General features: G+C 73.3%; 14 protein-coding genes. 8 read left to right on the top strand and 6 right to left on the bottom strand.

Annotation, left to right across the window (positions count from 1 at the left end; genetic code table 11):
- Positions 1-4 precede the first annotated feature (4 nt).
- The 4 genes from M1O15_RS27990 to hemL form a co-directional block, all read right to left on the bottom strand.
- Positions 5-685, bottom strand: coding sequence for a TlpA family protein disulfide reductase (locus M1O15_RS27990; protein WP_248636993.1), 681 nt, complete (start codon positions 683-685; stop codon positions 5-7).
- Positions 686-885: 200 nt separating this feature from the next.
- A complete protein-coding gene (locus tag M1O15_RS27985) occupies positions 886-2,133 on the bottom strand; it encodes a polysaccharide deacetylase family protein (RefSeq protein ID WP_248636992.1) in 1,248 nt (415 codons plus the stop codon).
- Between the two features lie 217 nt (positions 2,134-2,350).
- Entirely contained in the window at positions 2,351-3,046 is a 696-nt protein-coding gene (locus tag M1O15_RS27980) for a histidine phosphatase family protein (RefSeq protein ID WP_248636991.1), read from the bottom strand.
- Positions 3,043-4,362 (bottom strand): glutamate-1-semialdehyde 2,1-aminomutase, encoded by a 1,320-nt coding sequence (gene hemL, locus M1O15_RS27975; RefSeq protein WP_248636990.1) that lies wholly within the window; start codon positions 4,360-4,362, stop codon positions 3,043-3,045. Before hemL ends, M1O15_RS27980 begins: the two co-directional genes overlap by 4 nt.
- A gap of 325 nt (positions 4,363-4,687) precedes the next feature.
- Here hemL and M1O15_RS27970 point away from each other — a divergent pair, with 325 nt between their 5' ends.
- A complete protein-coding gene (locus M1O15_RS27970) occupies positions 4,688-5,269 on the top strand; it encodes a hypothetical protein (protein WP_248636989.1) in 582 nt (193 codons plus the stop codon).
- A 199-nt stretch (positions 5,270-5,468) separates the two neighbouring features.
- Here the strand turns inward: M1O15_RS27970 and M1O15_RS27965 are convergent, their stop codons facing one another.
- On the bottom strand, positions 5,469-6,356 hold the full coding sequence (locus M1O15_RS27965) for a substrate-binding domain-containing protein (protein WP_308282414.1): 888 nt from the start codon (positions 6,354-6,356) through the stop codon (positions 5,469-5,471).
- Positions 6,357-6,549: 193 nt separating this feature from the next.
- Here M1O15_RS27965 and M1O15_RS27960 point away from each other — a divergent pair, with 193 nt between their 5' ends.
- The 4 genes from M1O15_RS27960 (at position 6,550) to M1O15_RS27945 (ending at position 9,579) form a co-directional block, all read left to right on the top strand.
- Positions 6,550-7,416: an SMI1/KNR4 family protein gene (locus tag M1O15_RS27960; protein ID WP_308282413.1), complete on the top strand. Its 867-nt coding sequence runs from the start codon at positions 6,550-6,552 to the stop codon at positions 7,414-7,416.
- Between the two features lie 5 nt (positions 7,417-7,421).
- On the top strand, positions 7,422-8,156 hold the full coding sequence (locus M1O15_RS27955) for a Mut7-C RNAse domain-containing protein (protein ID WP_248636988.1): 735 nt from the start codon (positions 7,422-7,424) through the stop codon (positions 8,154-8,156).
- 146 nt (positions 8,157-8,302) lie between these two features.
- Entirely contained in the window at positions 8,303-8,653 is a 351-nt protein-coding gene (locus M1O15_RS27950; protein ID WP_248636987.1) for a YnfA family protein, read from the top strand.
- Between the two features lie 155 nt (positions 8,654-8,808).
- On the top strand, positions 8,809-9,579 hold the full coding sequence (locus M1O15_RS27945) for an SDR family NAD(P)-dependent oxidoreductase (RefSeq protein WP_248636986.1): 771 nt from the start codon (positions 8,809-8,811) through the stop codon (positions 9,577-9,579).
- Between the two features lie 101 nt (positions 9,580-9,680).
- On the opposite strand, the gene M1O15_RS27940 is transcribed toward M1O15_RS27945, so the two are convergent.
- On the bottom strand, positions 9,681-10,874 hold the full coding sequence (locus tag M1O15_RS27940) for an RtcB family protein (RefSeq protein ID WP_248636985.1): 1,194 nt from the start codon (positions 10,872-10,874) through the stop codon (positions 9,681-9,683).
- A 272-nt stretch (positions 10,875-11,146) separates the two neighbouring features.
- Here M1O15_RS27940 and M1O15_RS27935 point away from each other — a divergent pair, with 272 nt between their 5' ends.
- The 3 genes from M1O15_RS27935 to M1O15_RS27925 all read left to right on the top strand — a co-directional run bounded on the left by M1O15_RS27935 (position 11,147) and on the right by M1O15_RS27925 (position 14,592).
- The gene (locus M1O15_RS27935) at positions 11,147-12,064 is read left to right on the top strand and encodes a DUF3558 domain-containing protein (RefSeq protein WP_308282412.1); all 918 of its coding nucleotides are present in this window, start codon (positions 11,147-11,149) and stop codon (positions 12,062-12,064) included.
- 194 nt (positions 12,065-12,258) lie between these two features.
- Positions 12,259-12,984, top strand: coding sequence for a DUF3558 domain-containing protein (locus M1O15_RS27930; RefSeq protein ID WP_248636984.1), 726 nt, complete (start codon positions 12,259-12,261; stop codon positions 12,982-12,984).
- A 177-nt stretch (positions 12,985-13,161) separates the two neighbouring features.
- A complete protein-coding gene (locus M1O15_RS27925) occupies positions 13,162-14,592 on the top strand; it encodes a DUF2637 domain-containing protein (RefSeq protein WP_248636983.1) in 1,431 nt (476 codons plus the stop codon).
- Positions 14,593-14,622 lie beyond the last annotated feature (30 nt).

Below are 14,622 nucleotides of genomic sequence, written 5' to 3'. Positions count from 1 at the left end.
CGGGCTACTTCTCCGCGAGCTTCCCGGCGGCCTGTGCCGAGGCCTGCCCCGACGCCTTCCCGGCGGCCTGCCCCGAGGCCTTCTCCGCGACCAGCGGGTCGATCATCTCGCGCAGCTTGTCCTCGCCGAGGGCGGCCATCGAGCGGGCGGCGATCCGGCCCTCGCGGTCGAGCGCGATGGTGGTCGGGATGGTCTGCGGGTTGAGCGTGCCCTTGGGGAAGCCGTTCACCAGCAGCTTGCCCGCCGGGTCGTGCAGGCTCGGGTAGGTGATCCGGAAGTTCTTCTCGAACTGCACGGCCTGGTTCTCGTTAGGGTCGCGGACGTTGAGTCCGACGAACTCCACGCCCTGCTTCTTCAGCTCCTTGGAGACCTTGGCGAAGTGCGGGGCCTCGGCGCGGCAGGGGCCGCACCAGGAGCCCCAGACGTTGAGGACGACGACCTTGCCCTTGAGGTCGGCCACGTCGAACTGCTCGCCGGTGAGGGTCTTGCCCGCTATGGCCCCGGCCGGCTTGCGGTCGGCCGGGGCGACGGTGGCGATGCCGCTCTTGCCGGTGACGAAGTTGGTGCCGCCGCCGCTCTTGAGGTCGCCGTCGCCACCACCGCACGCGTTGAGCGTGAGCGCGGCCGCGACGGCGCCGGTGAGCAGCAGGGCGCGGCGGGTTCCGGAACTCGACCGAGGGCTCATGTGAAAAGTTTCGCATGGGCGTTCCGGGGATCTTCCGCGCCCCCCTGGCTGCCCGTAAAGGGCTGATGTGAATAGCGCCTAAGGAAGCCGGGAGCCTCCGGGGCTCCCTCGCATTCAAGATCGGCTCCGGCCCGCGGACCGGACCCCGTTCCGACCCCGCCCGGCCCTCGGAAGGGCCTCAGACGGACATCACACGGACATCACACGGACTTCAGGAAGGTGTTCCAGCCGCCGGTCGGGGACTGCCCGGGCTGCAGCGTACGCATTTTCTCCACGATCTTCGGGTCCTGCACGTCCAGCCAGTCGCAGAACTGGCGGAAGGAGACCATCCGCACGTCCTTCTTTCCGGCGATGTGCTTGATCGCGGATTCCACGGCGTCCATGTAGATGCCGCCGTTCCACTGCTCGAAGTGGTTGCCGACGAAGAACGGCGCGCGGTTGGACTCGTAGGCGCGCTGGAAGCCCGCGATGTACGCCTCGGTGGACTGCTTCTTCCACTCCGGGTAGCGGGAGGTCATGCCCTTGGTGGAGTTGCCGGACTGGTTGGCGAGCATGTTGTAGTCCATCGACAGCACCTCGAAGGCCCGCCCGGGGAAGGGGATCTGCTGGAGGGGCAGGTCCCAGACGCCCTGCTTCTTGGCGGGCCACATCTGGTGGCCGCCGGGCGAGCTGGCGTCGTACCGCCAGCCGAGCTTCTTCGCCGTGGGCAGCAGCTTGTCCTGGCCGAGCAGACAGGGGGTGCGGCCGCCGACGAGTTCCTTGCGGTAGTCGAAGGGCAGCGGGTCGAGGTCCTTCCAGCCGGAGATGGTCTTCCATTCGGTGACGAACTTCACCGCCTGGTCGATCTCGCTCTGCCAGTCCGCGGAGCTCCAGTTCCCCACCGATCCGGAACCGGCGCAGAAATGCCCGTTGAAGTGGGTGCCTATCTCGTGTCCGTCGAGCCAGGCCTGGCGGACGTATTTCAGCGTCTGCTTGATGTGGTCGTCGGTGAGGTAGCCGATGTCGGAGGCACCGACGCGGTTGTTCGGCGGGCGGTAGAGGGTCTGCTTGGACTCGGGCAGCAGATAGAGCCCGGAGAGGAAGAAGGTCATCGCCGCGTCGTGTTCCTTGGCGAGTTCCAGGAAACGGGGGAAGAGGCCGTTGCCGACCTCGCCCGCGCCGTCCCAGGAGAACACCACGAACTGCGGCGGGGTCTGACCCGGCTCCAGCGGTACGGGCCGGTCCGGCTGGTGGGGCTGCTTGCCGGTGTCGGCGGTGGAGCCGTCGCCTATCAGCCTTTCCTTGGCGATCGGAGAGGCCGAAGCCCCGCCGCCCTTGCCGGGGTCGCCGGCACGACCCGCCCCGCCGCCACCGGACTTGCCGCCCGCCGACTCGCAGCCGGCGACCCCGAGGGCGGCCGCTGCCCCGACTCCCGCTCCGAGCAGTCCCCTTCGAGTGATGCCGCGCATATCGTCCCCATCCGCGTTCGCGCTTTTCGCTGCCGTGCCGGCGCTCCCTACTTGACTTGGGTCAAAACCGGCATTCAGTGAGAGGGACGGGGAAGTCGCGCGGTTCCGGAGCGGGGTGCACCACTTCGCAGTGTCATGCACTGACCACACAGCGGCGCCCGGCCCCGTACCCATCAGATACGGAACCGGGCGCCCTGTGCCCTGCTCAGATGCCTTACTAGGCGCCGAAGGCCTTGGACGCACCCTTGGACCTGGCCGGCTTGGCACCCGCGCGCAGATGCGGCGGGACCAGGTCGAGCGCGGGCTCGCTGTAGCCGACCGAGACCAGCTTGGCGCCCTGGTAGGTGAAGGAGGTCAGCGAGGCGAGGGTGCACTGCCGGCGGCGCGGGTCGTGCCAGAGCCGGCGGCGCTCGGCGAAGCTGCGGACGATCCAGATCGGCAGCTGGTGGCTGACGCACACCGCCTCGTGGCCCCGGGCGGCGTCCCGGGCCGCGTCCAGCGCGCCCATCATCCGCACCACCTGCTCGATGTACGGCTCACCCCAGGAGGGGCGGAACGGGTTGGTGAGGTGGCGCCAGTTCTCCGGGCGGCGCAGCGCCCCGTCGCCGACGCCGAAGGTCTTGCCCTCGAAGACGTTGGCCGCCTCGATCAGCCGCTCGTCGGTGGCCACGTCCAGGCCGTGGGTCTTGGCGACCGGTCCGGCCGTCTCCTGCGCCCGCTCCAGCGGGGAGGACACCACATGGGTGACGTCCCGCGCCGCGAGGTGCTCGGCGACCCGGTCGGCCATCCGCCGCCCCAGCTCGGAGAGGTGGTAGCCCTCGCGCCGCCCGTAGAGCACCCCGTCCGGGTTGTCCACCTCGCCGTGGCGCACCAGGTGGACGACGGTGACCTCGCTCTCCTTGCCCCCGCTCACGCGGCGCCCCCCGGGGTGGCCTGGGCGGCGGCGCGGGCGGCGGCCGGCAGCGCGTCGGCGATCCGCTCGATGGCCCGGGCGTCGTGCGCGCTGGACACGAACCAGGACTCGAAGGCGGACGGCGGCAGGTAGACGCCCTCGGCGAGCATGGCGTGGAAGAAGGCGGTGAAGCGGAACGACTCCTGGCGCTTGGCGTCCTCGTAGTTCCGCACCTCGTCCCCGGTGAAGAACACCGAGAACATGCTGCTGGCGGTCTGGACCCGGTGCGCCACGCCCTCCTTGTTCAGGGCGATGGAGACCAGCTCCTGGATCTCCCGGGAGACCGCGTCCACCTTCGCGTACGCCCCGTCGTCCAGCAGCCGCAGCTGGGCGAGGCCGGCGGCGGTGGCGACCGGGTTACCGGAGAGGGTGCCCGCCTGGTAGACCGGGCCGGCCGGGGCGAGGTGCGCCATCACCTCGGCGCGCCCGCCGAACGCGGCGGCCGGGAAGCCGCCGCCCATCACCTTGCCGAAGGTCATCAGGTCGGGGACGACCCCGTCCACCCCGAACCAGCCGGCCCTGCTGGTGCGGAAGCCGGTCATCACCTCGTCCGAGACGAACAGCGCGCCGTGCTCCGCGCAGAGGTCCTTGAGCCCCTGGTTGAAGCCCTCGGCCGGCGGGACCACGCCCATGTTGCCGGGCGAGGCCTCGGTGATCACACAGGCGATCTGGCCCGGGTTGGCGGCGAAGGCCTCGCGCACCGCGTCCAGGTCGTTGTACGGCAGCACGATGGTGTCGCCGGCCTGGGCGCCGGTGACGCCCGGGGTGTCCGGCAGGGCGAAGGTGGCGAGACCGGAGCCGGCGGCGGCCAGCAGCGCGTCCACATGCCCGTGGTAGCAGCCGGCGAACTTCACCACCTTGGCGCGGCCGGTGAAGCCGCGGGCCAGCCGGATCGCGGACATGGTGGCCTCGGTGCCGGAGGACACCAGGCGCACCTGCTCCACCGGGGCGACGCGGTCCACGATCTCCTCCGCGAGCGCCACCTCGCCCTCACCGGGCGTGCCGAAGGAGGTGCCGCGGGCGACGGCCTCCTGCACCGCGGCGATCACCTCGGGGTGGGAGTGGCCGAGGATCATCGGCCCCCACGAGCAGACGAGGTCCACGTACTCCCGGCCGTCGGCGTCCGTCAGGTACGGACCGTCACCGGACACCATGAACCGGGGCGTACCGCCCACGGCTCGGAAGGCGCGCACGGGCGAGTTGACACCGCCGGGCGTCACTCGGGACGCGCGGTCGAAAAGCGTCTGTGAGACTGGGGCTTCGTATGAGTACGGCACGTTGTCCTGACCTGCGAGTACGGGTACGGCTACGGCTGACGGGCGGGCGGCGGCGGGGCGCCGTGGGAAGGTCCGTACGGCGGTCCCGCCCGACGGGCCCGTTGAACGGACCGCCCGCCCGCGACGTTCTTCACGACGAGGCGCCGGACCTCCGCGTCTGCGAAACTGGAGCCTCATAGGGAATGGTCACGCGATCCATGGTGTCAGAGGCGCGGGCCCATCCGCGGACAGGTGTTTCACCACACGTCCGTGGGGGAGGTCACTGTCACGATGATCGGGTTGCGCGGCGGGGGCTGTGTTACCTAAAAAGCAGTCGGGTGGAGATATGCATCGCGGTGGCGGACTGGGCGAGGGGACCGACGACCTGGGTCCCGAGCCTGCCCGGCGGGGAAGGCACCGACGCGAGCAGGACGGACCTCTGGGGAGCACCGGGCCCCTGGGCGGCAGCACAAGCGGGGGTGGCCGGGGCATGGGGGTGACCTACAAGTACTTCGGCGCGCCCGACGGCGCCACCGCGGCCCGGGTGCCGATCTCGATGCGCCCGGAGGAGCTGGGCGGCGACGAGCTCGGCATGGGCGGGATGTTCACCAAGATCAAACCCGAGACGATAGCCGCGATGGTGCTCACCGGCATCCAGGGCATGCCCCTGCACCGCGTCCCCCCGCTGGAGCTGGTCGTCCTCCACCCCGACTACGCGGTGGTCAAGCTCCCGATGACCGTCGTCGACCCGCTGCGCGGCGTGGGCGAGGAGTCCGTCGGCGCCGCCGCCTTCATCTGGTCCACCGTCCCCGACCGCGGCGGCCCCCGCGACGCCTTCAACGTCTACCAGCTGCTCCACGAGTGGCAGGACTTCAGCCACCGGCTCCACGAGGCGGGACACCAGCCGTACTGCCTGGTGTGGCCGTAGCGGCGCCACCCGCAGCCTCGCTGCGCTCGCTGCCGTACGACAGCGTCCGCACCGAGAGCCGGAGGCCGCCGCCTTCCTGACCGGGCCCTGAGACCGGGCCCGGGTCAGGACCGGATAGGCCCGGGTCAGGACCGGGCCGCGCCCACCGCCGCCGCGGCCCGTTGCGGGAGGCGCGGCGCTGGGACTCGGGCTCCGGGCGTCAGCGCCGTACGGAGCCCACCGCCGCCGCCACCGCGTGCAGGAAGCGCGCGGTCGCGGCGGCGCTCGGCGGGGTCTCCGGGTTCCAGTCGGCGAGCCGGGCGCCGGGCGGTACCGGCGGGGGTGAGGCGTGCGCCCGGTTGTCGGCGAGGACCACGTCCGGGGCGAGGCTCAGGGCCTCCTCGGGGGTGGTGGTCAGCCAGTTGACCCCGCCGCCGGGGGCCGGTTCGACCAGTTCGACGCCGAGCTCCACCAGGTGCCGCAGCTCGGGCCAGGTGGCCGGGCGGGCCAGGTGGACCTGCTCGTCGCCGGCGCCGGACAGCGCGAGCACCCGGACACCGGGGGCCGCGGCGACCGCGTCCCGGACCGCGCGCTCGGCCACCGCCAGCGGATCGGCGCCGGTACGGGGCAGCCGCCCGTCCTCGGCCAGGCTCCGGGCCAGGTCCGCGAAGCGCCCCAGCAGCGCGGGCAGCGGGGCGCCGCCCACCGAGAGCGCGACCAGCGGCACCCCGAGCGGACGGGTCAGGGAGTAGGGGTACTTCTCGTCGTAGGTGACGTCCACGACGAGGTCGGGGCGCAGCCCGTCGAGGACCTCGTCGGTCAGCTCCGGGCCCGGCCCGAGGTAGGGCACCCCGGCCGCGGTGAGGCCGCCCGACTTGGCCGGGTCGGGGAGTGCGCCGTCGTGGTTGGAGCCGTACACCCCCACCGGGGTCACCCCGAGGTCGTGCAGGGCCGCCCCGGCCCGTACATAGGCGACGATCCGGCGAGGCCGGGCCGCCGCCCGGACCTCCTGCCCGGTGTCGTCGGTGAACGCCCACCCGGCGCCGCCCGCCGGCACCGTGCCGTCGATGGCCGTCTGTGCTTCCGTATCGTCCGTCCCGTCCCGCACCGCGCCGCTCCCCTCGTGTGTCCCGCCCTGACGGACGGGCTGCGCCCACCATGGTCCCGAACCGGCCAACCGCACAAGGGTGCCTACGGCAAGGAACGTGCCAGGGGCCTCGCGCGGGCTCCGGACCAGGTCGGACGGCCGGGGACGGCATCGGGCGGGCGCGTTGTCAGTGGCGGCGCGTACGGTCGGGGACATGGACGATCAGGGGTGGGCCGGGGTGCGCCGGCGGGTGGGGGCCGTCGGTGACCGGGTGGGGGCCGAGGGCGTGTTCGGGGCGCTGGGGCACCGGTGGGCGCTGGAGGAGCCGCTGACCGCGGAGGAGCTGGCCGACCTGGAGGCGGGCACGGGGGTGCGGCTGCCGGAGGAGTACCGCAGCTTCCTGCTGGAGGTCGGCGCGGGCGGCGCCGGCCCCGGGTACGGGCTCTTCCCGCTCCGCCGGGAGGAGGGGCGCTGGCGGCTGGAGGGTGACGGGGCGGACCTGGCCGACCTCTCCCGGCTGGCCGAGCCGTTCCCGGAGCGCGGGCCGGACCCGGAGCTGCTGGCCGCGCTGCTCGCGGAGTGCCCCGAGGAGGAGGACTTCGACGACATCGAGGAGTTCGACGAGGCGTACGAGGCGTGGGACGAGCGGTGGGGCGCGGTGCTGTTCGCGCCGGAGCGCACGGCCGGCGCCCTGGTCCTCTCCCAGCTGGGGTGCGCCCGGCGGGAGTGGCTGGTGGTGAGCGGTGTCCACCGCGGCACGATGTGGTCCGACCGCCGTGCGGACGACGCCGACCTGGCCCCGCTGACCCACCAGGACGGCACCCCGGTGACCTTCGCCCGGTGGTACCGGGGCTGGCTGGAGTCGGCCGAGCGCGCCACCGGCGCGGCCGGCCCGGGCCGAGAAGGGGCAGCACCCGGGTGGGGGCTGGAAGGGGCAGCACCCGGCCCGGGACCGGAAGGGGCACCACTCAGCCCCGGCCGAGAAGGGGCAGCACCCGGCCCGGGGCCCGGCGGGGGGATACCCGGCCCGGACCCCGGGGGGAAACCTGCTGGTCCGGTCCCCGCGCCGGTGACATCCTGAACGGCGTGAACGGACCGGAGATCGAGATCAGCTTCGCGCCCGCGCTCGCCCTCTTCGTCGCGGCCCCGCGCCGCGCCGGGCGCACCGCCGCGGTGACCGACGGGGTGTCCACCCTGGGCCATGTCGTGGAGTCGCTGGGCGTGCCGCTGACCGAGGCCGGGGAGCTGCTGGTGGACGGCCGCCCGGTCGCGCCCTCGCATGTCCCGGCGGCCGGGGAGCATGTCCATGTCGCCGGGGTGCGGCGCCCGCAGCAGGTGCCCGGGGCGCCGTTGCGCTTCCTCCTGGACGTCCATCTGGGCACCCTGGCCCGGCGGTTGCGGCTGCTGGGAGTGGACGCGGCGTACGAAAGTGAGGACATCGGGGACGGGGCGCTGGCCGCGCTCTCGGCCCGGGAGCGCCGGGTGATGCTCTCCCGCGACCGGGGGCTGCTGCGGCGGCGCGAGCTGTGGGCGGGCGGCTATGTCTACAGCGACCGCCCCGACGACCAACTCCGGGACGTCCTGGAGCGGTTCGTCCCGCCGCTCGCCCCGTGGACCCGCTGCACGGCGTGCAACGGGGAGCTGGCGCAGGCCGACAAGGAGACGGTGCGGGCCCGGCTGGAGCAGGGCACCGAGCGCACCTACGACGTCTTCGCCCAGTGCTCGGCCTGCGACCGCGTCTACTGGCGCGGCGCCCACCACTCCCGGCTGGAGTCCATCGTGGCCGACGCCCTGAGGGAGTTCGGCGGCGCGGCGGCGTAGGGGCCGGCCGTATTGCGGTGACGGGCTCCGCCGGGGAAGGGCCGCCCGGCCCCGGAGCCGTAGCCGTGGCCGGCGCCGTAGCCGTAGTCGGCGCCGTAGCCACCGCTCGCCCGGAGGCCCGTCCCCCACATGGCACCCTGACCCCCATGCTGATCGCCCGCTCCGTCGCCCTCTTCGTCCTGGCCGCCCTCTGCGAGATCGGCGGCGCCTGGCTGGTGTGGCAGGGGGTACGGGGCGGGGCCGGCGAGGCGGGGCGGGGGTGGCTGTGGATCGGCGCCGGGGTCGTCGCCCTCGGCGCGTACGGCTTTGTCGCCACCCTCCAGCCGGAAGGCGACTTCGGCCGGATCCTGGCCGCGTACGGCGGGGTGTTCGTGGCCGGCTCGATCCTGTGGGCCATGGCCGCCGACGGCTACCGCCCGGACCGCTTCGACGTGGCGGGCGCGCTGATCTGCCTCGCCGGGATGGCCGTGATCATGTACGCGCCGCGCGGCCGCTGAGCCCCAGGGGCCTGGCGGCCCGACGCCCAGGACCCTGGCGGCCCGGACACCTCCGCGCACCCGACGCCCCCAACGCCCCGGACGGCGCCACCCGGGCGTTGCCTATCCTGGCCGGTACCGGCCGCCGTTCGACCACCCGTACGAGGAGCACGCCCATGACCTCCGCCCCCGCAGTCACGCCCGTCGCCGTCGTCACCGGGGCGAGCAGCGGTATCGGCGCGGCCACCGCGCGGCAGCTCGCCGAGGCGGGCCACCGGGTGGTGCTGACCGCCCGCCGCAAGGACCGGATCGAGGCGCTGGCGGCCGAGCTCACCGCGGCGGGCCACCAGGCCGCCGCCCACCCCCTGGACGTCACCGACCGCGCGGCCGTGGACGCCTTCGCGGCCGGGCTGGACCGCTGCGACGTACTGGTCAACAACGCGGGCGGGGCGCTGGGCGCGGACCCGGTGGCCACCGGCGACCCGGCCGACTGGCGGCAGATGTACGAGGTCAACGTGATCGGCACGCTCAATCTGACCCAGGCGCTGCTGCCCGCGCTCACCGCCTCCGGCGCCGGCACCGTGGTGGTGGTCAGCTCCACCGCCGGGCACGCGGCCTACGAGGGCGGGGCCGGCTATGTCGCGGCCAAGAACGGCGCCCGGGTGCTGGCCGAGACCCTCCGGCTGGAGATCGTCGGCACCCCGGTGCGGGTGGTGGAGGTCGCCCCTGGCATGGTGAAGACCGAGGAGTTCGCCACCACCCGGTTCCGCGGCGACACCGAGAAGGCCGCCAAGGTCTACGAGGGCGTGGCCGAGCCGCTGACCGCAGACGACGTCGCCGACACCATCGCCTGGGCCGTCACCCGCCCCCCGCACGTCAACATCGACCTGCTGGTGGTCCGCCCGCGCGCCCAGGCGTCCAACTCCAAGGTCCACCGCGAGCGCTGAGCCGGGCCCGGGAGGCGGTACGGGCCCGCGGCCCGGGAGGGCGGTACGGGCCCGCAGTACGGCAGGCGGTACGGGAGGCCTCGTACCGCCTGCCGTCCGCCTCAGCCCTTCACACACACCAGCTGGCGGAGCTTGGCCACCACCTCGACCAGGTCCCGCTGCTGGTCGATGACCTGCTCGATCGGCTTGTACGCGGCCGGGATCTCGTCCACCACCCCGGCGTCCTTGCGGCACTCCACGCCCCGCGTCTGGTCCTCCAGGTCCCGGGTCGAGAACCTCCGCTTCGCCGCGTTCCGGCTCATCCGGCGGCCGGCGCCGTGCGAGGCGGAGTTGAAGGAGGCCTCGTTGCCCAGGCCCTTCACGATGTACGAGCCGGTGCCCATCGAGCCGGGTATGATCCCGTAGTCGCCGGAGCCGGCCCGGATCGCGCCCTTCCGGGTGACCAGCAGGTCCATCCCGTCGTACCGCTCCTCCGCCACGTAGTTGTGGTGGCAGGAGATCACCGGCTCGAAGGTGACCTTCGCCTTCCTGAACTCCCCGCGGACCACGTCCTGGAAGAGCGCCATCATGATCGCGCGGTTGTACTTGGCGTACTCCTGCGCCCAGAACAGGTCGTTGCGGTAGGCCGCCATCTGCGGGGTGTCCGCCACGAAGACGGCGAGGTCGCGGTCGACCAGCCCCTGGTTGTGCGGCAGCTTCCGCGCCTGCCCGATGTGGTACTCGGCCAGCTCCTTGCCGATGTTGCGCGAACCGGAGTGCAGCATCAGCCAGACCGCGCCGGACTCGTCCAGGCAGAACTCGATGAAGTGGTTGCCGCCGCCGAGCGAACCCATCTGCTTGGCCGCCCGCTCCCGGCGGAAGTGGACCGCGTCGGCGATCCCGTCGAACCGGGACCAGAAGTCGTCCCAGCCCGCCGTCGGGAAGCCGTGCAGCCGCCGCGGGTCGACCAGCTCGCCGTGCATCGAGAAGCCGACCGGGATCGTCTCCTCGATCTTCGAGCGGAGCCGCGACAGATCACCGGGCAGGTCGTTCGCGGTCAGCGAGGTCTTCACCGCCGACATCCCGCAGCCGATGTCCACACCGACCGCGGCCGGGCAGACCGCGCCGTGCATGGCGATCACCGAGCCGACCGTGGCGCCCTTGCCGTAGTGCACGTCCGGCATGACGGCCAGGCCCTTGATCCACGGCAGGGTGGCCACGTTCTGCAGCTGGCGCAGGGCGCCGTCCTCCACCGTCGCGGGGTCGGCCCACATCCGGATGGGAACCTTCGCCCCCGGCATCTCCACGTACGACATAACTCCTCGATTCCCCCGGAAACACATCAGAAGACACAGAGCGGAAAACCGGTGCCAAGGCCCGCGAAAGCGGCGACGGACCGGCAGCGACGGCAGCGCGTGCGATACACATTGTGTGCGGCGGCCGTACGCGACCGCCAACCCGTTTTCCGTCCACCGACCCGATCGCCGTCCGTCCCGGCGGACCGGCCACGCGGCACCGTGCGCCACGGCACACCGCGGTACACCGCGTGCACCGAGGTACAGCGCATCGCAGCGAGAGGAGCCCCACCGTGCGACGCAGGGCCCACACACCCCGCGACACCGCGGCCGGCACCGCGACCGCTCGCGCGGCGACCCGCCGTACCGGCTGGGCCGCGGCCCTCGCCGCCGGCGCCGTGCTGCTGACCGGGTGCACCGGCGGCAGCGGACCGGACGGCGCGGCCCAGGACTCCAAGGCCGGCGACGGGGCCGGGCAGGCCGCCGCCCCCGGCCGGTACCGCACCCTGCTGGAGCCCTGCGGCTCGGTCTCCGCCGCCACCCTGCGCGAACTGCTGCCGAGCGCCGCGGACCTCACCGACGAGCAGCGCGAGCGGGTTTACCAGGGCACCCCGGCCGTCACCTACGACACCGACCGCCGGGCCGGCTGCAGCTGGAAGGCGGACGGCCCCGACGCCTCCCACCAGCTGGTGCTGGACTTCGAGCGGGTGGTCTCCTACGACCCCGAGGTCAGCGACGACGAGCGGGCGCAGCAGGTGTACGGCGACAAGGAGTCGGCCGTGCTGCCCGCCGCGCCGCCCACCGCCTCCGCCAAGCCCTCCACGCCGGACGGCGCCCCCTCCGAGTCCCCTGCCGACCCGTCCCCCACCTCCGAGACCTCCCCCGGCGGCGCCCCCCGGCCGAGCGCCTCCGGCAAGCCCGGCGGCTCCGGCCCGCTGGACCCCTCCGGCAGCGCCGCCACGGGCGAGGGCCTGGAGCCCCGGGTGCTCACCGGCCTCGGCGACGCGGCCTTCCTCGACGACGTCCTGGACCGGGCCGGCTCCACCGCCCAGTACCGCACCGTCAGCGTGGTGTTCCGCACATCGAACGTCGTCGTCACCATCCGGTACGCCGAGCAGCCGGCGAGCATCACCGAGGTGCCCGACAGCGCGGAACTGCAGGACAAAGCCCAGGGACTGGCCCGCGGACTGGCCGAGCGGTTCGACGAGTAGCGGCCCCCCGCCCCCGCGCGACCGGCCCGCCCCCGCCCCCGGCCCGCCGCCGATCCGGGCTACCGTGGCCGCACGTCCGGACGCACAAAGGCGCACCGCACAAAGGCGCACCGCACAAGGGCGGACCGCACGAAGGCGCACCGTACGACGGCACACCCGTACGAAAGCACTCCCGTACGACAAGCGAAGGAACCATGCAGCGATCAGCCCCGCGACTCACCCGCATACTCGCCTGCGCAGCCGTACCGGTGATGCTCGTCGCCGCCGGCTGCTCGTCGGACTCCGGCAGTGACGGCGCCGACGGGGCCCCGAAGCAGTCGCCCACCGCGGCCGCCTCGCCCTCCCCCACCCCCACTCCCACCGTGGAGCCGGCCGTCTACGGCGAGCTGCCCGAGCCCTGCAAGGCCGTCGCCGAGGTGACGATCAAGGACCTGGTGCCCGAGGTGAAGCGCAAGGGCGGCACCCCCGGCCAGACCAGCGACACCGCCAGCCGCGGCAGCTGCTCCTGGAACGGGCTGGACGACAAGGGCGTCAAGGGCTCCCAGTACCGCTGGCTGGACGTCTCCCTGCTGCGCTACGAGTCCGACCCCTCGCTGGGCAGCGGCGAGCAGCGGGCCACCGAGAACTTCGCCAAGGAGGTCGCCAAGGTGAAGGCGACCCAGGGTGCCAAGGACGTGAAGTCCGCCCCCGCCAAGGGTCTCGGCGACGAGGCGATGGCCATCGGCTACGGGCTGAAGAAGTCGGACGAGGACTTCACCTACGCGGCCATCGTGACCCGCACCGAGAACGTGGTCGTCACCATCTCCTACAACGGCGCCGGCTTCGCGGGCTCCGACACCCCGGACCGCGAGGACCTCGCCAAGCAGGCCACCCGCGCCGCCAGGGACGCGGTCAAGGCCGTGGCCGCGGCCAACAAGTAACACCGCGGCAGGCTGGAGCCCGGCACCCCCGCCCACCCGCGGCGGTGCCGGGCTCCGCGCTTCTCCGCAGCGCGTGCCGCCCCGCGTTGACGGCACCTCAGGCCTCCCCGAGGGACGTCTCCCGAACGCGTGTGCCAGGCTTTGCCCCCGGTAGGACATACAGGGAGGGGATCGCGGGTGGCCGCGATGCAGTTGACACGTACACACCGGGTGCTGATCGGCCTGGTCATCGCCGGTGCGGTGATCATCGCCGGGATCGGTTTCGCCGGCTCGTACGCGGCGGTGCGCGAGCTCGCCGAACGCAAGGGCTTCGGCGACTTCTCGCTGGTCTTCCCCATCGGCATCGACGCCGGCATCTGCGTGCTGCTGGCGCTGGACCTGCTGCTGACCTGGCTGCGGATCCCGTTCCCGCTGCTGCGGCAGACGGCGTGGCTGCTGACCATCGCCACGATCGCCTTCAACGGCGCCGCCTCCTGGCCGGACCCGCTCGGCGTCGGCATGCACGCGGTGATCCCGGTCCTGTTCGTGGTCGCGGTGGAGGCCGCTCGGCACGCCGTCGGGCGGATCGCCGACATCACCGCGGACAAGCACATGGAGGGCGTACGGCTCACCCGCTGGCTGCTCTCCCCGGTGCCGACCTTCCGGCTGTGGCGGCGGATGAAGCTGTGGGAGCTGCGCTCGTACGAGCAGGTCATCAAGCTGGAGCAGGACCGGCTGATCTACCAGGCCCGGTTGCAGGCCCGCTACGGCCGCGCCTGGCGCCGCAAGGCCCCGGTGGAGTCGCTGATGCCGCTGCGGCTCGCCCGGTACGGCGTCCCGCTCGCGGAGACCGGCCCCGCCGGACTCGCCGCGGCCGGCATCGAGCCGGCCCTGCTGCCGCCGAGCCCCCAGGAGACGGCCGCCGAGCCCCTTCCCCTCACCACCGGCGCCCCCGCGCTGCCCGAGGCCGCCGACCAGGTCGAGCACCGGGGCGGGGAACGGGACCGGGAACAGCCGCAGCAGCACCCGGAGGTGGACCCGGAGCAGGAGCCCCCGCGGCCCTCGCCGACCGAGGCGGCCGAGGCGGTACGGCCCGAGGCGGCCCCGCAGGAGCAGCACGGGCAGCGGCCCGACGAGCAGCAGCCGTACGGACCCCAGCCCCAGGACGTACCGGAGCAGCCGTACGGACCGGAGCAGCCGTACGGCCCCCAGCCCCAGCACGCGCCTCAGCCGCCGTACGGGCCTCACGGGCCTCACGGGCCCCAAGCTCCGCAGGACGCCGACGCCACCGACGCCGTCGACTACTCCAGCCCGTGGTTCAGCGCCCCGCGTGAGCCCCAGCCCGCGTACCAGGGGGCGTACGACCCGGAGTACGGCGAGGCGGCGGCCGAGGAGGCAGTGCCGGAGGTCGTGCTGGACACCGAGGCGTTCGGGCGGGCCGCCTACGAGGCGTACAAGGAGTTCAAGGAGCAGTACGACGACGCCCAGCCCAACGCCCAGGTCTTCGGCGACTACCTGGCCAGCCGGCTCAGCATCCGGCACCCGCAGGGCACCACGCTGCTGAACCGGCTGCTGCCCGGCTTCGAGAAGCGCTACCAGCAGGACCTGGCCGCCGACCAGCCCGCCTGAGCGCACCCGAACACGCCCTGGGCCCCGCCG

Source organism: Streptomyces lichenis, assembly GCF_023218175.1.
Classification (GTDB): Bacteria; Actinomycetota; Actinomycetes; order Streptomycetales; family Streptomycetaceae; genus Streptomyces; species Streptomyces lichenis.
This window is presented reverse-complemented; position numbering and strand designations above follow the sequence as displayed.

Coding starts and splice junctions, on each gene's coding strand:
- M1O15_RS27960 (WP_308282413.1), top strand. CDS start 6,550: ATGGACGATCAGGGGTGGGCCGGGGTGCGCCGGCGGGTGGGGGCCGTC.
- M1O15_RS27940 (WP_248636985.1), bottom strand. CDS start 10,874: ATGTCGTACGTGGAGATGCCGGGGGCGAAGGTTCCCATCCGGATGTGG.
- M1O15_RS27930 (WP_248636984.1), top strand. CDS start 12,259: ATGCAGCGATCAGCCCCGCGACTCACCCGCATACTCGCCTGCGCAGCC.
- M1O15_RS27970 (WP_248636989.1), top strand. CDS start 4,688: ATGCATCGCGGTGGCGGACTGGGCGAGGGGACCGACGACCTGGGTCCC.
- M1O15_RS27945 (WP_248636986.1), top strand. CDS start 8,809: ATGACCTCCGCCCCCGCAGTCACGCCCGTCGCCGTCGTCACCGGGGCG.
- M1O15_RS27950 (WP_248636987.1), top strand. CDS start 8,303: ATGCTGATCGCCCGCTCCGTCGCCCTCTTCGTCCTGGCCGCCCTCTGC.
- M1O15_RS27985 (WP_248636992.1), bottom strand. CDS start 2,133: ATGCGCGGCATCACTCGAAGGGGACTGCTCGGAGCGGGAGTCGGGGCA.
- M1O15_RS27990 (WP_248636993.1), bottom strand. CDS start 685: ATGAGCCCTCGGTCGAGTTCCGGAACCCGCCGCGCCCTGCTGCTCACC.